The 18,944-nt window shown below is 74.9% G+C and carries 20 protein-coding genes; 11 read left to right on the forward strand and 9 right to left on the reverse strand.

Annotation, left to right across the window (positions count from 1 at the left end; genetic code table 11):
- Positions 1–12 precede the first annotated feature (12 nt).
- Positions 13–723 (reverse strand): histidine phosphatase family protein, encoded by a 711-nt coding sequence (locus COO58_RS12440; RefSeq protein ID WP_091575264.1) that lies wholly within the window; start codon positions 721–723, stop codon positions 13–15.
- A 516-nt stretch (positions 724–1,239) separates the two neighbouring features.
- On the opposite strand from COO58_RS12440, the gene COO58_RS12445 reads away from it, so the two are divergent.
- Complete coding sequence (locus tag COO58_RS12445) at positions 1,240–1,821, forward strand: hypothetical protein (RefSeq protein ID WP_098745055.1); 582 nt, start codon at positions 1,240–1,242, stop codon at positions 1,819–1,821.
- 64 nt (positions 1,822–1,885) lie between these two features.
- Here the strand turns inward: COO58_RS12445 and COO58_RS12450 are convergent, their stop codons facing one another.
- The gene (locus tag COO58_RS12450; protein ID WP_091575266.1) at positions 1,886–2,722 is read right to left on the reverse strand and encodes an undecaprenyl-diphosphate phosphatase; all 837 of its coding nucleotides are present in this window, start codon (positions 2,720–2,722) and stop codon (positions 1,886–1,888) included.
- Positions 2,719–3,771 (reverse strand): LLM class F420-dependent oxidoreductase, encoded by a 1,053-nt coding sequence (locus tag COO58_RS12455; protein ID WP_091265972.1) that lies wholly within the window; start codon positions 3,769–3,771, stop codon positions 2,719–2,721. Before COO58_RS12455 ends, COO58_RS12450 begins: the two co-directional genes overlap by 4 nt.
- Before the next feature lie 164 nt (positions 3,772–3,935).
- Here COO58_RS12455 and COO58_RS12460 point away from each other — a divergent pair, with 164 nt between their 5' ends.
- The gene (locus tag COO58_RS12460; protein WP_091575269.1) at positions 3,936–4,907 is read left to right on the forward strand and encodes an aldo/keto reductase; all 972 of its coding nucleotides are present in this window, start codon (positions 3,936–3,938) and stop codon (positions 4,905–4,907) included.
- 104 nt (positions 4,908–5,011) lie between these two features.
- Positions 5,012–5,203, forward strand: a complete 192-nt coding sequence (locus COO58_RS12465) for a DUF5703 family protein (protein WP_091575272.1) — start codon at positions 5,012–5,014, stop codon at positions 5,201–5,203.
- A 55-nt stretch (positions 5,204–5,258) separates the two neighbouring features.
- On the opposite strand, the gene COO58_RS12470 is transcribed toward COO58_RS12465, so the two are convergent.
- Both COO58_RS12470 and COO58_RS12475 read right to left on the reverse strand, forming a co-directional pair.
- Positions 5,259–5,912 (reverse strand): hypothetical protein, encoded by a 654-nt coding sequence (locus tag COO58_RS12470; RefSeq protein WP_091575275.1) that lies wholly within the window; start codon positions 5,910–5,912, stop codon positions 5,259–5,261.
- A 61-nt stretch (positions 5,913–5,973) separates the two neighbouring features.
- Positions 5,974–7,293, reverse strand: a complete 1,320-nt coding sequence (locus COO58_RS12475) for a M20/M25/M40 family metallo-hydrolase (protein ID WP_091575278.1) — start codon at positions 7,291–7,293, stop codon at positions 5,974–5,976.
- Positions 7,294–7,407: 114 nt separating this feature from the next.
- On the opposite strand from COO58_RS12475, the gene COO58_RS12480 reads away from it, so the two are divergent.
- The 3 genes from COO58_RS12480 to COO58_RS12490 are packed head-to-tail and all read left to right on the forward strand — an operon-like array spanning position 7,408 to position 9,316.
- Positions 7,408–8,025, forward strand: a complete 618-nt coding sequence (locus COO58_RS12480; protein ID WP_091575280.1) for a hemerythrin domain-containing protein — start codon at positions 7,408–7,410, stop codon at positions 8,023–8,025.
- 47 nt (positions 8,026–8,072) lie between these two features.
- Complete coding sequence (locus tag COO58_RS12485) at positions 8,073–9,059, forward strand: LysR family transcriptional regulator (protein WP_091575283.1); 987 nt, start codon at positions 8,073–8,075, stop codon at positions 9,057–9,059.
- 20 nt (positions 9,060–9,079) lie between these two features.
- Complete coding sequence (locus COO58_RS12490) at positions 9,080–9,316, forward strand: hypothetical protein (RefSeq protein ID WP_091575286.1); 237 nt, start codon at positions 9,080–9,082, stop codon at positions 9,314–9,316.
- Positions 9,317–9,362: 46 nt separating this feature from the next.
- Here the strand turns inward: COO58_RS12490 and COO58_RS12495 are convergent, their stop codons facing one another.
- From COO58_RS12495 to COO58_RS12500, 3 genes are all read right to left on the reverse strand, one after another.
- Positions 9,363–9,713 carry a DUF3140 domain-containing protein gene (locus COO58_RS12495; protein WP_091575288.1) on the reverse strand — a complete coding sequence of 117 codons (351 nt, stop codon included), beginning with the start codon at positions 9,711–9,713 and terminating at the stop codon, positions 9,363–9,365.
- Positions 9,713–9,886 carry a hypothetical protein gene (locus COO58_RS30185; RefSeq protein ID WP_157779062.1) on the reverse strand — a complete coding sequence of 58 codons (174 nt, stop codon included), beginning with the start codon at positions 9,884–9,886 and terminating at the stop codon, positions 9,713–9,715. The genes COO58_RS12495 and COO58_RS30185 overlap by 1 nt, the downstream gene beginning before the upstream one ends.
- Positions 9,887–9,948: 62 nt before the next feature.
- On the reverse strand, positions 9,949–12,498 hold the full coding sequence (locus tag COO58_RS12500) for an ATP-dependent Clp protease ATP-binding subunit (protein ID WP_091575290.1): 2,550 nt from the start codon (positions 12,496–12,498) through the stop codon (positions 9,949–9,951).
- A gap of 113 nt (positions 12,499–12,611) precedes the next feature.
- Here COO58_RS12500 and COO58_RS12505 point away from each other — a divergent pair, with 113 nt between their 5' ends.
- From COO58_RS12505 to COO58_RS12525, 5 genes are all read left to right on the forward strand, one after another.
- The gene (locus COO58_RS12505; protein ID WP_098745057.1) at positions 12,612–12,989 is read left to right on the forward strand and encodes a hypothetical protein; all 378 of its coding nucleotides are present in this window, start codon (positions 12,612–12,614) and stop codon (positions 12,987–12,989) included.
- Between the two features lie 190 nt (positions 12,990–13,179).
- Positions 13,180–13,440, forward strand: coding sequence for a hypothetical protein (locus tag COO58_RS12510; RefSeq protein ID WP_091575295.1), 261 nt, complete (start codon positions 13,180–13,182; stop codon positions 13,438–13,440).
- 9 nt (positions 13,441–13,449) lie between these two features.
- The gene (locus COO58_RS12515; RefSeq protein ID WP_098745059.1) at positions 13,450–14,328 is read left to right on the forward strand and encodes a hypothetical protein; all 879 of its coding nucleotides are present in this window, start codon (positions 13,450–13,452) and stop codon (positions 14,326–14,328) included.
- On the forward strand, positions 14,321–16,993 hold the full coding sequence (locus COO58_RS12520) for an FtsK/SpoIIIE domain-containing protein (protein WP_098745060.1): 2,673 nt from the start codon (positions 14,321–14,323) through the stop codon (positions 16,991–16,993). The genes COO58_RS12515 and COO58_RS12520 overlap by 8 nt, the downstream gene beginning before the upstream one ends.
- Positions 16,990–17,655, forward strand: coding sequence for a hypothetical protein (locus COO58_RS12525; RefSeq protein ID WP_091575303.1), 666 nt, complete (start codon positions 16,990–16,992; stop codon positions 17,653–17,655). The genes COO58_RS12520 and COO58_RS12525 overlap by 4 nt, the downstream gene beginning before the upstream one ends.
- Before the next feature lie 10 nt (positions 17,656–17,665).
- Here COO58_RS12525 and COO58_RS12530 read toward each other — a convergent pair whose 3' ends face one another.
- A complete protein-coding gene (locus COO58_RS12530; RefSeq protein ID WP_098746287.1) occupies positions 17,666–18,937 on the reverse strand; it encodes a cupin domain-containing protein in 1,272 nt (423 codons plus the stop codon).
- Positions 18,938–18,944: the final 7 nt, after the last annotated feature.

Raw genomic sequence — 18,944 nt, forward strand, 5'->3', positions numbered from 1 at the left:
GCCGCCTCCGCCTCACCCGGCCGCCCCGGCGCCACCGCCGACCGCCGCGTCCGAGGTGGTGGGCCGGGCCGTCCGCCGACGCCGCCGGCGCGGCGGGACCAGCGACGACAGGTCGCCGCCGGTGTCGTTGAGCCGGACCAGGAACGGCCGCAGCGGCGTGTAACGGATCGCCGTCACCGACGCCGGGTCGGCCACGATCCGCTGAAAGAGATCCAGGTGTACGCCGAGCGCGTCCGCCACGATCGCCTTGATCACATCGCCGTGGCTGCACGCCAGCCAGACCGCCTCGGGCCCGTGCTCGGCGGTGACCCGCGCGTCCCACGCCCGCACCGCGGCGACGGCGCGCGCGGACATCGCCGCCATCGACTCGCCCTCGGGGAATGCCGCGGCGCTCGGGTGCTGCTGGACCACCGGCCAGAGCGGCTCCTTCGCCAGCTTCTTCAGCGACTGCCCCTCCCAGGCGCCGTAGCCGCACTCGATCAACCCGTCCTCGACCACCGGCTCGACGCCGGGCAGCGCCAGGTCGAGGGTCTGTCGGCACCGGATCAGCGGACTGCTCACCACCGCCGCGAGCGGCAGCCCGGCGAGCCGTCCGCCGACCGCCGTGGCCTGGGCCCGCCCGGTGTCGTCCAGCTCGACCGGTTGCCGGCCGGCCAGGCCGCCGTCGGCGTTCGCGGTGGTCCGGCCGTGTCGCAGAAGCAGAAGGGTCGCCACGCTGACCACCCTAGGCGGTGCCACCCCGGCCACCCGTCCCCACCACCGCGGCGACGGGCACCGAGCGCCGGGCGACCGGCATGTCGCGCAGGGCTGGCGGGAACGCACCCCACCGCACTCCCGTACTCCGCAGACCACCCAGCACACCGTAAATGGGACATCCGTCCCGGATCGCAGGAACCGGGAAGATCTTGGAAGCGGAAGGCCCCCGGAGGGGCCGTTTCCTACCAAGATCTCGAAGGCGGCACCGGAGGCCTGGGCGGCGTGTCTGGTTCGGGCGTGGTCGGGGACACCCGCCGGGCGGAATGGGTCCACGGGCCGAGGCGTTGTACGGGGTGTACGGCTGAGCAGCGGAAACGCCCGCGGAATGACGGCGGGTCGCCGGTCGTTGCACAGGGTTCCGCCGCCACCACGAGGCCCCGGCCCGGTGAGCCGGTCGGACCCTTCCCCCGAAGACTTCTCCGAGCGCCTGACGGCTGCTCGCGCGCCCACCCCCGGGCGCGTCGACCCCCGAACGGAGCCCCCATGAACACCATGCTGCGCAAGAGCATCCTCGGTATCGCCGGTCTGACCGTCGCCGGTGGCCTCGCCGCCGGCCCGCTGAACCACTCCGACGGCACCCCCGCGCCGCGGGAGAGCGCCGTGGCCGTGCAGAGCCGCCTCGACACCGCGACGCTGATCCCGCACGGCGTGCAGGGCGCCCAGTCGCGCATCGACCTCACCGACGAGCAGACCGCCAACGCCAAGGCGATCATCGCCGCCACGAAGAAGGCCGGCATGAACGAGCGCGCCGCGGTCGTGTCCATCGCCACCGCCCTGCAGGAGTCGAAGCTGGAGAACCTCGGGCACCTCGGCGACCGCAACGACCACGACTCCCAGGGCCTGTTCCAGCAGCGCCCGTCCTCCGGCTGGGGCACGGTCGAGCAGATCACCGACCCCGAGTACTCGACCACCGCGTTCCTCAAGGCCCTGAAGCAGGTCGACGGCTGGCAGGACATGCCGCTGACCGTCGCCGCGCAGACCGTCCAGGTCTCGGCCTACCCCGACCACTACGCCCAGTGGGAGCAGCAGGCCGCCGACATCGTCGCCGCCCACTGGAACAGCTGAGAGACCGACACGAAGGCCGGCTCCCCCGAGAGGGGGTGCCGGCCTTCGTCGGGTCCGGGCGCGGTCAGGTGGCGCTGATCGTGCCGGTGAGCAGCAGGCAGAGTACGAGAGTGCCGAGCGCCACCCGGTAGAGCACGAAGACGTACAGCGTGTGGTGGGCGACGTAGCGCAGCAGCCAGGCGATGGCCGCGTACCCGATCGCGAACGCGATCAGCGTCGCGACCACCATCTGCGCCACGCTCGGCGCGGCGGTGCCCGGCGCGGAGGGTTCGAACACGTCCGGCAGGCTGAACACGCCGGAGATGACCACGGCGGGGATGGCCAGCAGGAACGAGTACCGGGCCGCGGTCTCCCGGGTGAGGTTGAGGAACAGGCCGACGGTCAGGGTGCCGCCGGAACGGGACACACCCGGGATGAGGGCCATCGCCTGGCCCAACCCCATCGCCACACCGTCACGCATCCGGAAGTTCTCCAGCGTGCGGGTCTGCCGTCCCCAGTACTCGGCGAAGGCGAGCACCAGAGCGAAGAAGATCAACGTGAAGGAGATCAGGTAGAGGTTCCGACCGGCGGTGCGGATCTGGTCCTTGAAGAGCAGCCCCAGGATGCCGATCGGGATGGTGCCGACGATGACGTACCAGCCCATCCGGTAGTCGAGGCTGGAGCGCACCGAGCGGTCGACCAGGCCGAGGCACCAGGTGCGGACGATCCGCCAGATGTCCTTGAAGAAGTAGATGAGCACGGCGGCCTCGGTGCCGAGCTGGGTCACCGCGGTGAACGACGCGCCCGCGTCCCGGCCGAAGAAGATCGCCGAGGTGATCCGCAGGTGCCCCGAGGACGACACCGGCAGGAACTCGGTGAGCCCCTGGACGATGCCCAGGACGATGGCCTCGACCCAGGTCACTCGCCGACCCCGGACAGGTCGAGGGCCTCGGCGACGGTGCGCAGCGTCTGCACGCCGCTGTCCCGGTCGGCCACGAACAGCGTCACCGACAGGGTGGTGACGCCGGCGGCGGCGTACTCCCGCATCCGCTCGGCGATGCGCTCCTTCGGACCGAGCAGCGAGGTGCGGTCGATGAACTCCATCGGCACGGCGGCGGCGGCGTCGCGCTGCCGCTTGGCCAGGTAGAGGTCCTGCACCTCGCGGGCCGCGTCGCCGTAGCCCATCCGGGTGGCGAGCTGGTTGTAGAAGTTCTGCTGCCGGCTGCCCATGCCGCCCACGTAGAGCGCGGCGTACCAGCGGACCAGCTCGGCGCAGGTGGCGATGTCGTCACCGACCACCACCGGCACGGACGGGACCACGTCGAAGCCGGCCAGCTCCTTGCCGGCCTTGGCCCGACCGGCCCGGACGGAGGCGAGCTGCTCCTCGGCGAACTCGGGGGCGTAGAAGACGGCCAGCCAGCCGTCGGCGATCTCGCCGGCCAGTTCCAGGTTCTTCGGGCCGACCGCGGCCAGGTAGATCGGGATGTGCTCGCGCGGCGGGTGGAAGCCCAGCCGCAGCGCCTTGCCCGGCCCGTCGGGCAGCGGCAGCGTGTAGTGCTCGCCGTCGTACGCGACCTCCTTGCGGGCCACCGCGAGCTTGACGATGTCGACGTACTCCCGGGTGCGGGCCAGCGGCTTGGCGAACCGGACGCCGTGCCAGCCCTCGGAGACCTGCGGGCCGGAGACGCCCAGGCCGAGGCGGAACCGGCCGCCGGAGAGGGCGTCGATGGTCGCGGCGGTCATCGCGGTCATCGCCGGCGTACGGGCCGGGATCTGCATGACCGCGGCACCGACGTCGATCCGTTCGGTCTGCCCCGCCATCCAGGCCAGCATGCTCGGCGAGTCGGAGCCGTAGGCCTCCGCGGCCCACACCACCGAGTAGCCGAGACGGTCCGCCTCCTGGGCGAGCGCCAGGTGGTCGGCCGGCGTGCTCCACGCCGTCTGGTATCCGAGGCTGAGCCCGAGTCGCACTGGTCCTCCCACCGTCCGCACCACAGGTCGCATCAGGTTACGCAATGAGGGTGGCACCCCCGACCACCGGCTCGCCCCGAACACGTCACACCGGTCTGCGGTCGCGCGGGAAGTTGACTGCGGCGAGGATATCCGTGACGCCGGGTTCGAAATAAGGTTCACGCATGCAACAGCGACCGCTCGGCCGAAGCGGGCTGGCGGTTTCGCGGCTCGCGCTCGGCACCATGACCTGGGGACGGGACACCGACGCCGACGACGCGGCCGCCCAGCTGAAGAGCTACCTCGACGCGGGCGGCAACCTCGTCGACACCGCCGACGTGTACGCCGACGGCGACGCCGAGTCGGTGATCGGCTCCCTGCTGGGCAGCCTGGTGGACCGCGACGAGCTGCTCATCGCCACCAAGGCCGGGTTGCGCCCGGGCAGCGGCCGCCGCCGCGACGGGTCGCGCGGGCACCTGCTGCGGACGCTGGACGCCTCGCTGCGCCGCCTCGGCACCGACCACGTCGACCTGTGGCAGGTCCACGGGTACGACCCGGACACGCCGCTGGAGGAGACGCTCACCGCGTTGGACCACGCCGTGTCCAGCGGGAAGGCCCGGTACGTCGGCGTGTCGAACTTCTCCGGTTGGCAGACCGCCCGGGCCGCCGCCTGGCAGGCCGCCTGGCCGGGGCGCGCCCCGGTGGTCGCCGCGCAGGTGGAGTACTCGCTGCTGGAGCGCGGCGTCGAGCGGGAGGTGCTGCCGGCCTGCGCCGGGATGGGGCTGGGCGTGCTGCCCTGGTCGCCGCTGGGCCGTGGGGTGCTCACCGGCAAGTACCGCAACGGCCGCCCGGCGGACTCCCGCGCGGTGTCGCCGCACTTCGAGCGCTTCGTGGCCACCTACCTGGAGCCGCGCTGCTCCAGCATCGTGGAGGCGGTGGCGATCGCGGCCGGCGGTCTCGGCGTGTCGCCGCTGGAGGTGGCGCTGGCCTGGGTCCGGGACCGGCCGGGTGTGACCGCGCCGATCCTCGGCGCCCGCACGGTCGGGCAGCTGCTCGGCGCGCTGCAGGTGGAGCGGGTGACGCTGCCGGACGAGATCGTCACCGCGCTGGACGACGTCTCCGCCGTGCCGGTGGGCTACCCCGAGCGCGACGGCTGACCGGCGACCCGCCGATGCGGCGTGCGGCGGGGGCGCGCGCCGGTGCGGCCCGGGTCACCGTCAGGGGGTGGCGGAGGGCCCGCGAGCTGGGCAGCATAGGGGGCATGGACTACGAATACGCGCCGCTGCGGTTGCCGTCGAACGTCGATCGGCTGACCGCCGCGGCGCAGCTGGCGATCCAGGCGGAGTTCTCCGGCTGGGAGTTGGCCCGGGTGCAGCTCTACCGGGACGGCACGCGGCAGGTGCTGCTGCGGCGCCGCCGGGTGAACCAGCCGCAGCCGGGCCTGTCGTACTGACGTCGGCGTCGTCCCGGGGCCGCGCCGCGCGGTGCGGCCCCGGGACGGCCACGGCCTAGTGGGCGTGGTCGTGCTCCTCGTCGAGTTCCAGGAACGGGTGCTCGTCGAGCCGGCCGACCAGCCGGTCGTCGGCGGCCGGCTGGAACGGGCCGACCGGATCGTCGTCGTCGAACGACTCCAGGTCGACCGGGGTGCCGACCTCGCTGACCATGACCACGCCGTCGAGCGGCTCCAGCTCCGGCACGTCGAGCGCGGACAGCGAGCCGTCGCCGCTCTGCAGCAGCTCCAGCACCGCCTCGCCGACGCCCTCGACCGGCGCCGGCTCGTCCTCCTCCGGGGTGCCCTCCCGGCGGGCCGCCTCGGCCGCCCGCAGCAGCGCGGCGACGCTGGGCACCCGGTAGTCGCGGCGCTGCCGCACCGAGATCACCCGCGGGTGCGGGTCGGTGGGCTCGCCGCCCTCGACGGCGCCGAAGCGCTCGTCCGCCTCGTCCGGGTCGATCGACTCCACGTCCCAGGGCGTCACCTCGCCGAACGCGTCGAGCAGCTGCTCGTCGTAGGCGAACGAGGCGTTGTTCAACGCCACGTACGCCTGCCAGACGGCGTCGTCGTCGATCCGGCCCTGGGCGGCCCGGACGGCGGCCAGGTGGGCGCGGGCGGCGTCGATCACGCGCTCGAGGGCGGCGTCCAGCTCACCGTGCTGGTCGGTCATGTGAGGCAGTCCCTTCGCGATGGGGGGAGGTTCCGCGCCGGCGGCGCCGCGGTGGGCGCGGTCAGCAGTTGCGGAGGAAGCGGTCGAGAACCCGCACGCCGAACTGTAGTCCGTCCAGCGGAACCCGCTCGTCGATGCCGTGGAACAGGCCGGAGAAATTGAGATCGGCGGGCAGCCGCAGCGGCGCGAAGCCGAAACAGCGGATGCCGAGCTGGGAGAACGCCTTGGCGTCGGTGCCGCCGGAGAGCATGTACGGCACCGGGTGGGCGCCCGGGTCCTCGGCGCGCAGCGCGGCCGACATCTGCGCCACCAGGTCGCCGTCGAACGTGGTCTCCAGCGCCGGCTGGCGCTGGACGTACTCGATGGCGATGTCCGGCCCGACCAGCTCGCGCAGCTGCCGCTCCAGCTCCTCGCTCTGCCCGGGCAGGCTGCGGCAGTCGATGGTGGCGGTGGCCCGGCCGGGGATGACGTTGTCCTTGTAGCCGGCGGCGAGCCGGGTCGGGTTGGCGGTGTTGCGGATCGTGGCGCCGATGATGTTGGCGATCGGGCCGAGCTTAGCGATCGCCGTCTCCGGGTCGTCCGGGTCGATCTCGATGCCGAGGACGTCGGAGACCTCGGCCAGGAACGCCCGCACGGTGTCGGTCATCACCACCGGGAAGCGGTGCCGGCCGATCCGGGCGACCGCCTCGGCGAGCGCGGTCACCGCGTTGTCGTCGTGCACCATCGAGCCGTGGCCGGGCCGCCCCCTGGCGTGCAGGCGCAGCCAGTCGATGCCCTTCTCGGCGGTCTCGATCAGGTAGAGCCGGCGCTGCTCGTCGACGGAGTAGGAGAAACCGCCGACCTCGCCGATCGCCTCGGTGCAGCCGTCGAAGAGCCCGCGGTGCCGCTGGGTCAGGAAGTGCGCGCCGTAGTCGCTGCCGGCCTCCTCGTCGGCGGTGAAGGCGAGCACCACGTCGCGCCGGGGCCGTACGCCGGTGCGCTGCCAGTCGCGCACCACGGCCAGCACCATGGCGTCGAAGTCCTTCATGTCGATCGCGCCCCGGCCCCACAGGTAGCCGTCGCGGATCTCGCCGGAGAACGGGTGCACCGACCACTCGTCGGGGTCGGCGGGCACCACGTCGAGGTGGCCGTGCACCAGCAGGGCGTCCCGCCCGGGCTCGGTGCCGGGGATCCGGGCGACCAGGTTGGCCCGCCCGGGCGCGGACTCGTGGATCTCGGCGTCCACACCGACCTCGGCGAGCTTCTCCGCGACGTACTCCGCGGCGCGCCGCTCCCCCGCGCTGGTGTCGTTGTCCCCGGTGTTGGTGGTGTCGATGCGCAGCAGGTCGCGGCAGAGGTCCACGACCTCGTCGGTGGGCTCGGGTCGGGCGGAGGTCGTCATCGCTTCCTTATACCAGCCGGGCGGGACCCGACGGCCGGCGCGGTGCGCGCCGGTTTCGCGCCACGCGCGACCGGGTAACGCCGAACATCGATTCCCCGTCCCGAGGAGGGCACCATGACCGTCCCCCTGCCGCCGTTGCCGCCGGCCGCCGACGACGCGTACCGGCCGGGTGGGCGGAGCCTGGCCGACCTCGTGGACGCCGAGCACCGCGCGCTGCTCGGGCTGGCCGACCAGGTCACCGATCCGACGCTGGACCCGGCCGGCCGCCGCGCCGTGCTCGACGTGCTCACCGCCGCGGTGTCCCGGCACCTGTCCGCCGAGGAGCAGTACCTGTTCCCGGCGGCCCGCGCCGCGGTGCCGGAGAGCGAGGAGCTGGTCGCGCGGGAGATCGAGGCCGACGCCGCCCTGCTCACCGCGTTGAAGGCACTGTCCGGTCCGGACGACCCGACGGTCGCCGAGGTGGCCGAGCGGGTGCGCCGGCACGTCAGCCGGGTCGCCGCCCTGGTCACGCCGCTGCGGGAGGTGGCCAGCGACGCCGAGCTGATCCGGCTGGGCAACCGGTGGGAGATCGCCGAGGAGGCCGCGCCGACCCGGCCGCACCCGGGTACGCCGGCCACCCCGCCCTGGAACAAGATCGTCGAGCCGGCGGTGGGCGTGCTGGACAAGGTGCGCGACGCGGTGAGCGGTCGGCGTACCCGGCTGGCCGACCTGGAGCACCGCCGCGACGCCTGAGCCGATCGCCCCTTCCGCACACCGGTTCGTGGTCCTACCGTCACCCTATGAATCTGGAGCTGCGACACCTGCGTGTGGTCTGCGCGATCGCGGAGACGGGAAGCGTCACCAAGGCCGCCTCCACGCTCGGCCTGGCCCAGCCGGCGCTGACCGCCCAGCTCCAGCGGATCGAGCGGGCGCTCGGCGGGCCGCTGTTCGAGCGGGACCGGCGCGGCGCCCGACCCACCGCGCTGGGCGAGCTGGTGCTGGACCGGGCCCGGGTGCTGCTGCCGGCGATGAAGGGCCTGCAGGACGAGGCGGCGCGGCTGGCCGGCGCGGGTGATCCGCTGCGCCGGTACCGGTTCGGCGGGGTGAACAGCCCGATCCTGGGCCGCCTGGTGCACCGGCTCGCCGCCGAGCGTCGCGACGTGCAGATCACCACGTACGCCTCCTGGTCGGTGGACGAACTCGCCCAGATGGTCGCCGGTGGGCGGCTCGACTTCGCGTTGACCGGCGTGTGCGGTGACGCCGCGCCGTCGGCGATGTTCGGGTTGAGCTGGCGGGAGGTGGCCGTCGACCCGGTCTTCGTGCTGCTGCCGCAGACCCACCCGCTGGCCGACCGGTGCGAGATCGACCTGGTCGACCTGCGCCGGGAGCAGTGGGTGGCGGCGCCGGGCGACGGCTGCTTCGGCGACTGCTTCGCCGCCGCCTGCTCCCGCGCCGGTTTCACCCCGCGCAAGGTCTACGAGGCGGACGTGCGGGCCGCCCTGGACCTGGTGGACGCGGGCGAGGCGGTGGCGCTGTGCCAGGCCACCTTCCGGCCGGTCGCCGGCCTGGTCACCCGCCGGCTGGCCGGTACGCCGCTGCGCTGGCGGCTGCTGCTCGGGTGGCACCCGGACGCGCCCGCCGCGGCGGTGGCCGAGCCGGTGCTGGAGAGCGCGGTGGCGGCGTACACCGACGCGCTGGCCCACCATCCGGACTATCTGACCTGGCTGCTGGCCCATCCGGACTTCGGGGTGCAGCCGACCGGGGCGGGCGGGGTGCGAACCGCCTGAACGCGGGTATCACCGCCGGCATGACTGATCTGTATCCGGCCGCCGACGAGCGGGAGCTGCTGCGCCAGGCGGCCACCGCGCACACCGCCGCCGCCGCCGACGTGGAGGCGTTCCTGCGCCGGCTGCCGGAGGTGCCGGACCCGGCGGACGTCACCGAGTACGCCAACCTGCTCAGCCGCGAGGAGCGGGCCCGCGCGGACCGGCAGGCCGCGGCCGACGCGGCCGGCCTCCTGCTGCCCAGCCTGGAGTCGGAGTAGACGCCGGTGCCCGGGCGGTCGTCCGCCCGGGCACCGCCACGTCCGCTCAGCGTTCGACCAGCACGTCGTGACCCAGGTCGAGAAGCGCGTGCCGCCACTCGTCGTCGGCGTTGCCCCGGCGTGGCTTCTGCTCGCTGAGTTCCCGGATCCGGGTGATCGCGTCGCGCATCACCTCGATGTCCTCCGGCGTCAGGTCCACCTTGCGTTTGCGCAGCACGGCGAGGATCTGCCGGCCCGGTTCGGGCAGGTCCAGGTCCGGGTCCGGGCCGAACGCCTCCTCCCCCGACCCGCGGGTCAACAGCCACTGCCGCAGCTGCTCGGAGGGGACGTTCACCTCGGCGTGGAAGTCGTCCCAGATCACCTCGACCTCGGGGTCGAGTCGCGCCTCGCGTACCATCACGCCTCCTCTCCCGGCGACGGCCCGGACACCTCCGGCTCGCCCTCGCCCTCCGGTCTCTGCTGGGTCAGTCCCTCCGGCGGCACCCGGACCCGGGACGGGTTGGCCGTCGGGGCCACCGTGATCGGCTCGCCGGCCGCGGTGTCCTCCCGGGTCTCCTCGGGCTCGGTCATGTCCGCCCTCCGATCCGTCGGCGACGGGCCGCGCCGGCCCGTCGGGGATGGGCCGTCCCCCCTCACCGGGGGTGGGACGTGGTGGCGGCCGTGTAGCCGCGCTCGCCGGCGGACACCTCGAAGACGAGCTGGTCGTCCCGGGCGTCCACGGTGACCTTCTGCCCCGGCGAGATCTCGTTCTCCAGCAGCATCCGGGACAGCCGGTTGTCGACCTCGCGCTGGATCACCCGGCGCAGCGGGCGGGCGCCGAACTCCGGCTGGTAGCCGTGCTCGGCGAGCCAGTCGACGCCGGCGGTGGAGAACTCGACCTGGATGTCCTGGGCGTGCATCCGGCGGCGGGTCTCCTCCAGCAGCAGGCCGGTGATCTGCCGCAGCTGCTCGGCCTCCAGGCGCTGGAAGATGATGATCTCGTCGATCCGGTTGAGGAACTCCGGTCGGAAGTTCTCCTGCAACCGGCGCATCAGCCGTTCCCGCAGCTCGGTGGACTCCTGCTCGCCGGGCTCGCCGGTGGCGAAGCCGACGGTGCGCTGGGTGCCGGTGATCAGCTCCGAACCGAGGTTGCTCGTCATGATCAGCACGGTGTTCTTGAAGTTCACCGTCCGGCCCTGGCTGTCGGTGAGCCGGCCGTCGTCGAGCACCTGGAGCAGGATGTTGAACACATCCGGGTGCGCCTTCTCGATCTCGTCCAGCAGCACCACCGCGTACGGGCGGCGGCGGACCGCCTCGGTGAGCTGACCGGCCTCCTCGTAGCCGACGTACCCGGGCGGGGCGCCGACCAGCCGGCTGACCGTGTGCCGCTCCTGGAACTCGCTCATGTCCACCCGGACCATCCGGTCCGCCTCGCCGAACAGCGCCTCGGCGAGCGCGCGGGCCAGCTCGGTCTTGCCGACGCCGGTGGGGCCGAGGAACAGGAAGCTGCCCATCGGCCGGTTCGGGTCGGCCAGGCCGGTACGGGAGCGGCGCACCGCCTCGGCCACCGCGCTGACCGCGTCGTCCTGCCCGATCACCTTCTCGTGCAGGTGCCCCTCCAGGCGCAGCAACCGGTCGCGTTCCTCCTCGGTCAGCTGGTTGACCGGGATGCCGGTGGCCCGGGAGACCACTTCGGCGATCTCCTTCGGCCCGACCTCGGGCACGTGGTTGGGTCCCTCGTCGCCCCGGGCGCGGCGGATCTGGTCCTCCAGCTCGGCGAGCCGGTCGCGCAGCGAGGAGGCCCGCTCGTACTGCTCGTCGGAGACGGCCTGCTCCTTGTCCCGGCGTACCTCGTCGAGCTGCTGCTCCAGCTCGCGCACGTCGGAGGCGGGCGTGCGGGTGCGCAGCCGGACCCGGGCGCCGGCCTGGTCGATCAGGTCGATCGCCTTGTCCGGCAGGAACCGGTCGGTGACGTACCGGTCGGACAGCTCCCCGGCGGCGACCAGCGCCTCGTCGGTGAACCGGACCTGGTGGTGGGCCTCGTAGCGGTCGCGCAGGCCGCGCAGGATGGCCACGGTGTCCTCGACGGTCGGCTCGGGCACCAGCACCGGCTGGAACCGCCGGGCCAGCGCGGCGTCCTTCTCGATGCTGCGCCGGTACTCGTCCAGCGTGGTCGCGCCGATCACCCGCAGCTCCCCGCGGGCGAGCGCCGGCTTGAGCATGTTGGACGCGTCCATCCCGCCCTCGCTGCCGGCGCCCCCGGCGCCGACCAGGGTGTGGATCTCGTCCAGGAAGATGATCAGCTCGTCGCGGTGGGCGCGGATCTCGTCGATGACCTTCTTCAGGCGTTCCTCGAAGTCGCCCCGGTAGCGGGTGCCGGCCACCAGGCCGGCCAGGTCGAGCTGGATGACGCGCTTGCCGATCAGCGTCTGCGGCACGTCGCCGTCGCAGATCCGCTCGGCCAGCCCTTCGACGATCGCGGTCTTGCCGACCCCGGCCTCGCCGATGAGCACCGGGTTGTTCTTGGTCCGCCGGGACAGGATCTCCACCGCCTGCTCGATCTCGTCGGCGCGGCCGATCACCGGGTCGATCTGGTCCATCCGGGCCAGCTCGGTGAGGTCCTGCCCGTACTGGTCGAGCGTGGGCGTGCCGCGGTCCGGGCGGGGGCCGTTGGCCGCGCCGCGTTCGGCGCTGGCCGCCTGCAACGACTCGGGCTGGATCCGGCCGGCGGCGAGCATCCGGCCGGCCGGCGACTCGGGGTTCAGCGGCAGGGCCATCAGGATGTGCTCGGGCCCGATGTAGTTCGCGCCCATGGCCCGGGAGAGCTGGTGGGCGTCCAGCAGCGCCCGCTTGGCCGCCGGGGTGAGCGACAGGTTCGGCGGCACGTCGCCGCCGGGCGCGCCGTCGCCGCGCCCGCCGAGCGCGTTCACCAGCGCGTCCGGGTCGGCGCCGGCGCGGCGGACCAGGTCCCGCAGCGGCTCGCGCTGCAACGCCGCCCAGAGCAGGTGGTCGGTGTCCAGGTCGTTGCTGTGCTTCTGGGCGGCCCGCCGGGCCGCGTCGGCCAGCATCTCCCGCGCGTCGGCGGTCATCAGGCGGGTGATGTCCACCCGGTGGGCCGGTCGGCGTCCCCCCTCGCCCCGGCCGAAGTAGCGGGCCAGGAACTCGTCCCACGGGTCGTTGCCGAAGTCACCGGGTCCCATCATCTTCGTCCTCCGCAGTCGGTCGGCACGGCCGGGACGCGACAGGGCGCGGCACGGTCGGCGGTGGCTACCCGGCGGTCGGCGCGACAAACGCGACCGGATGGCAGGCTGGGGTCATGGAGAGCAGACCGCTGCTGGTCGTCGACGGCGCGAACGTGGTGGGCTCGCGCCCGGACGGCTGGTGGCGGGACCGGGCCGGCGCGGCGGCGCGGCTGCGCGACGCGCTGGCGCCGCTGGCCGGCGCCGGGGTGCCGCCGGAGCTGCCGCCCCCGGTGCAGGTGGTGCTGGTGGTGGAGGGCGCGGCCCGGCACGTGGGCCCGACGGACGGGGTCGACGTGGTGTCCGCGCCCGGTTCCGGCGACGACACGGTGGTCGAGCTGGTGGCCGCCGCGCCGGAGCGCCGGCGGGTGGTGGTCACCGCCGACCGGGAGCTGCGCGCGCGGGTGAGCGCGCTCGGCGCGGAGGTGCGCGGGCCGCGCTGGCTCGGCCGCTGACCGCCACCGCCGGTCCCGGCGTCGGGACCCGCGCGTCCGCCGACGGGACCGGACGCCCCGCCCCGAGGCGGTCTTCGCGCAAGTCAGGGCCCCAATCGGACACTCGGGCAGGAACGACGCGAGGGTGGATGTTCGTCCACCCGTCGGGATGAGTTGTAATGGAGATCTCCCTTGCCCCCAGGAGGTCCCCGTGGCGAGCGTCGCCGAGCTGAAGGCCGCCATCGATGTCGCTCTCCAGCAGATCGGTGACGGGCAGACAGCGGTGCAGGCGGCCGGCGAGAAGCTGGCCGAGGCGCAGCAGACCCTGGCCGGCGCGCTGGAGGGCAGCGGCCACGAGACGGTCGAGGCGGCCCAGTCGTCGCTGACCCAGGCCAGCCAGGAGCTGGAGGAGTGTCTCGCCGCGACGCTGGTGGCGGTGGAGCAGGCACAGCTCTACGTCGCGACGCTCTGAGGGCCGGACGTGTCCATCGTCGAGGACATCGGCGCGCAGGTCCGCGCCGCCGCCGAGGAGCTGCCGCTGGGCCAGCTCGCCGTCGCCCTGGAGAAGCTGGGCCAGGCCGAGGAACGGCTGCGCTGGGTACGCCAGGAGTCCGCCGACCCGATGGGGGTACCGGAGCTGACCTCCGCGACCGAGCACGCGGAGACCGCCGGCTACGCGCTGCGCGTGGCGCAGGAGCAGCTCACCGCGTACCTGGCCGCGATCGGGCTGGCCGCCGACGGCGCGCCGCCGGCGCCGCCGGGTGAGCGGAGGCCCCGGCACGACGCGCCGCGCGGCGCGGCGCCGCCGGTGCCCGGCGCGGCCGCGGAGCCGGCCGAGCCGCCGGCCGTGCGGCGCTGGTGGGCGGTCCGCGTGGCGGAGCTGACCGGCGGTCGCGAGGGCGCCCCGGACGAGCCGGACGAGCGGGTCGACGACTCCCGCGAGCTGCTGCGCCGGGTGGTCGTCGGGATCCGCTCCGGCGACCGGGACCGGCTGCACCGGGAGCTGCGCCGGGCGCACGCCGACGTCGGGCTGGGACTGGCCGCGATCGCCCCGCCGATGCTGCGTGACCTGGCCGGCGAGCTGCTCGGCCATCCGCCCCGGTCCGACGACCTGACCCGGCTGCGACGCGAGCTGGACGGGCGGGTCCGCGACCTGCTGCCGGGGCTGCCGCCGCCGGTGCTGGACACGCTGCTCACCCGGGTCTGCCGGATGCCCCCGCCGCGCCGCGACGACGGGCAGGAGCAGCCGCACGCGGCCGACCCGGCGGTCACCGCCGGCGTGCTCACCGGCGTGCTGCTCGACCGGCTCGGTCGGGACCTGCCCAAGGACACCGACGAACCGGAGCCGTCCCGTGGCTGACGTCCGCGCGCAACTGGTGACGCGGGTCCGGGGGATGCTCTCCGACGCCCTGGGCGCCACCCGGACCCGGCTCACCGCCGCCGAGGCCGAGCTGGCCGCCGGGCGGGACCGGCTGGCCCGGACCCGCCGCGCCGCCGCGAGCGTGCCCGACCGGGTCGGCGCGGCGCGCGACCGGCGGCTCGCCGAGATCGACGCCCGGCACACCGCCCGCCTGGCCGAGCTGGCCCGCCACGCCGCCGCCGCGGCCGGGCGGGAGGCCCCCGGAGCGGCGTCCGCGCCGTGGGACCGGTGGCAGCCGACGCCCGCCGGGCGCGCCGAGCCGCCCGGCGCGGTCCGGATCGGCACGGTACGCCTCACCGGCGCGGAGCCGGTGCCGGCGCTGGTCCCGCTGCTCGACGCCGGGCACGTGCACCTGGCCGGCGGTGATCCGGCCGGGCTCGCCGCGGTGGTGCCCGCGCTGCTGCTGCGCGCGGTCGGCCGGGCCGACCCGGGCGGAGTGCGGCTGCACGGTTACGACCCGGAGCACCTGGGCGGCGGGCTGGCCGGGTTCGCCCCGCTCGGCACCGCCGGCCTGCTCACCTTCGTCGGCCCAGGCGGCCTGAGTCGGCTGCTCGACGACCTGGTGGAGCAGATCCGCCGGATCAACGCGACGGTGCTCGCCGGGGAGTACGCCTCGCTGCGGGAGCTGGCCGCCGCCACCGGTCGGCGCCCGGAGCCGTGGCGGGTGGCGGTGCTGCTCGGCGGCGACGAACTGTCCCGCCACGAACGCGGCCAGCTCGACCGGGTGGTCCGCACCGGCGCGGCGTGCGGCGTGCACCTGGTGGTCCGGGGCATCGACCTGCCCGACGACCGGACCGTCACCCGGATCGTGGTCGACCCGGACGACGCCCGGATCGCCGGGCTGCCGGTGGTGCTCGACGCCCCGCCCCCGGCGGCGCTGGTCACCGAGACCTGCCGCGCGGTCGCCTCCCGGGTCGCCGCCGGGCCGCCGCCGACGCCCTTCACCGACCTGCTCCCCCCGCCGGACGACTACTGGCGGGAGGACTCGGCGCACGGGCTCAGCGCGCCGATCGGTGAGGGCCCGCACGGGCGGCCGGTCCTGCTCACCCTCGGCGACTACCCGCCGCACGCGTTGATCGGCGGCCCGTCCGGCACCGGCAAGACCAACCTGATCTTCGCCTGGATCGGCGCGCTCGCCGCCCGCTACTCCCCCGCCGAGCTGGAGTTCTATCTGCTCGACTTCAAGGAGGGCGTGTCCTTCGCCCGGTTCGCCCAGGGGCGACGGGACCCGAGCTGGCTGCCGCACATGCGGCTGGTCGGGATCAACGTCAACACCGACCGGGAGTTCGGCCTGGCCCTGTTGCGCTTCCTCGCCGAGGAGCTGCGCCGGCGGGCCGACGCGGCGAAGAAGCACGAGGTCACCAAGCTGGCCGAGCTGCGCGCGGTCGACCCGACCGGCCACTGGCCGCGGATCGTCGCCGTGGTCGACGAGTTCCAGGCGCTGCTCGCCGGCCGGGACGTGGTCGCCCGGGAGGCCGCCGACCTGCTGGAGGACCTGGCCCGCCGGGGCCGCTCGCAGGGCATCCATCTGGTGCTCGCCTCGCAGGACGTACGCGGCATCGAGGCGCTGTGGGGCCGCCCCGCCCTGGTCGCCCAGTTCACGCTGCGGATCGCGCTGCCGAAGGCGTTGCGCATCCTGGCCGAGCGCAACGACGCGGCGCAGTCGCTGCCCCGCCACCACGCGGTGGTCAACGCCGAGTCGGGGCTGGCCGAGGGGAACGAGGTGGCCCGGATCCCGTCGGCCAGCGACTGGGAGACGTGGAGCGAGTTGCAGCACCGGCTGTGGCGGATGCGCCCGCAGGACGCCTCGCCGGCCCGGCTCTTCGACGGCGACGCCATCCCGCGGCTGACCGAGGCGCCGGACTTCCGCGCCCTGACCGCGCCCGAGCAGGGGGTGCCCCGCAACCCGGTGGCGCTGCTCGGCGAGATCATCGACGTGCAGTCCCGGTCGGCGGCGCTGCGGCTGCCCCGGGCCCCCGGGCGGAACCTGGCCGTGCTGGGCACCCGGGTGGACGAGGCGTGCGCGGTGCTCGACGCCGCCGCCCGCTCGCTGGCCCGCCAGTACCGCCCCGGCACCGCCCGGTTCTCCATCGCCTGCCTCGACCCGGACGCCGACCCGGCCGCCCGCGCGCTGTACGAGGACCTGGCCGGCGACGCGTCCTGGTACGACGAGGAGACCGTCGCCGAGCTGATGGCCGAGGTCGGCGACGGGCTGGGCGCGCCGGGCGCCGCGCGGACGCCGCACTTCCTGCTGCTGTTCGCGGTGGACGCGGCGGCCGGCGCGCTGGCCGGCAAGGCCGGCACCCGGACCGGCCTGGAGCAGCTGCGCCGGATCCTGCACGACGGGCCGGAGCGGCGCACCCACGTGCTGGCCTGGTGGCGGGGCGTGGCGCGGATGCGCGTCGACCTGGGCGGCGCCGGCGCCCGGACCGACCAGATCGGCGCCTGGGTGGCGCTCGACGTGCAGGGCGGTGAGCTGAGCGCGTCGCTCTACCCGGGCAGCGGCGGGCCGGACTGGTACCCCCGGCCGTGGCGCGGTCTCTACTTCGACCGCGCGGTGCACCGCACCGGACAGGTGATCATCCCTTATGGTCCCACCCGATGAACGAACCGGTCTCCAGTGAGACGTACAGCGCGCAGATCCGCCGGCTCGCCGAGCTGACCACCCGGATGTCCGCCCAGCGGGCCGAGGCGCACACCTGGTACGGCGAGCAGGTGGCCGCCGCCGACCGGGCGGTGGCCGACGCGGCCGAGCAGGTCCGGCGGGCCGAGGCGGAGGTGGCCGAGGCACGGCGGATGGTGGACCGGGTGGACGGCGAGGTCACCCACCTGTGGGGACAGTTGCGCGCCCGGCTCGGCGTCCGGCGCCTGGGCGATCCGCCCGGGCCGGCCCGGGACGCCGCCGGTGACCCGGTGCCGCTGCTGCGCGGCGTGCGGGAGCTGCTGGAGCGGACCGGCCAGCCGGGTGAGCTGCCGGGCGCGGTGAACCCGCTGTTGATCGCGTGCGGCGTCGGCGGCGCGTTGGTGGCGTTCCTGCTGGGGCTGGGGGCGCGGGCGCTGGGGGCGGGTTCGGGCGGCGACCTGGCGGTCGGGCTGCCGGTGCTGGCGCTGGTGGTGACGCTGCTCGGCCCGCTGGTGGGGCTGGCACCGGCGCGCCTGCTGGCCGACCGGCGGCACGCGGTGCTGACCCCCCGCCCGATGATCCTGGTGGCGGCCAGCGGCCTGGCCACCACCCTGCTCCTGCTGGCCGTCACCTACACCCGCTGACCCACCGTGGTCAGGCGGGGACCAGCACCGCCTCCTTGAGCAGCCGGCGGGTCAGGGTCAGCCGGTCGGCGTCGTCGTCGAGACCGGGCAGGTCGCCGACCCGGGTCACCTCGCCGGCCAGCAGCGCGCGCAGCGCCGCCTCGCACGTGCCGGGCAGCGTGAGCGTCCGGTCGAACAGGCGCAGGACGACCGTCCCGTCGCCGGTCGGGGTGAGCTGCCAGCGCAGCCCGGCCCGGACCGCCACCCGGCTGTCCGGGGCCAGCCGCGTCAGCGCCTCGGCCTGCGCGAGGGGGCGGATCGGCGCCGGCCGGGCGGCCGGCCAGACCCGGGCCCGCAGGCGCGCGGCCACCGCCGCCGGGTCGGCGCGCAGCAGCCAGTCGCGCAGCGCCTCGACGGTCTCGGTCAGTTCCGGTTCGATCGCGTCCGGGTCGGCCAGGTCGAGCCCGAACGGCAGGCCGGCGCGCAGCCGGGCGTCCTCGGCGGCCAGGCCGAGCAGTTCCTCCACCACGGCGTACCGGGTCAGTGCCCGGATGCCCACGGTCAGGTGCAGCGAGCTGGACTCCTGCGCCTGCGCGCTGTGCAGCCAGCCGCGCGGCAGGTAGAGCGCGTCGCCCGGCTCCAGCACCACGTCCAGCGCGGGCCGGCCGTCGGCGGTGGCGGCGACCTCGTCGGCCCGGCCGCCCCACGGCTGGCGCTCCAGCGGGTCGACCAGCACGGGCGGGTGGATCCGCCAGTGCTTGCGCCCGTCGACCTGGAGCACGAAGACGTCGTGGGTGTCGTAGTGGGTGGCGAAGCCCTGGCTGCCGGCGGGGGTCAGGTAGGCGTTGACCTGCAACGGCTGCGCCAGCGCGGCGCCCAGGTCGCGGGTGAAGTCGACGAGCGCCGGCCAGGTGCGGTGCAGGCCCTGGAGCACCAGGGTGGCGCCGTCGGCGTAGAGCGCCAGGACCTTCTCGTCGAGCACCTGGTCGCCGATCTCGGCGCCGGCGCCACCACCGCCGGTGTACCGCGCCGCCGGCACGAGCTGGCCGTCCTTGGCCACCCGCAGGAACGGGGTACGCAGACCGCGCCGGCTGAGCAGCTCGTCGGCGTCGGCCGGGCTCAGCAGGTCGGTGAAGCCGTGCGGGTTGGGCAGCTCGGCGGCCCGGGACAGCAGCGGGCTGCGCCCCCAGTGGTCGGCGGCGAACTTGGCCGGCTCGACGGAGACGCAGCGCGCCAGCGCCTCGGCGGCGGAGAGCGGAACCGCCGGGCGGCCGTGGCCACCCGGCGGGTCGACGTACGTCATGGTCATG

The sequence above is a fragment of the Micromonospora sp. WMMA1996 genome, from assembly GCF_002573675.1.
In the GTDB taxonomy this organism is placed as follows: domain Bacteria; phylum Actinomycetota; class Actinomycetes; order Mycobacteriales; family Micromonosporaceae; genus Micromonospora; species Micromonospora sediminicola.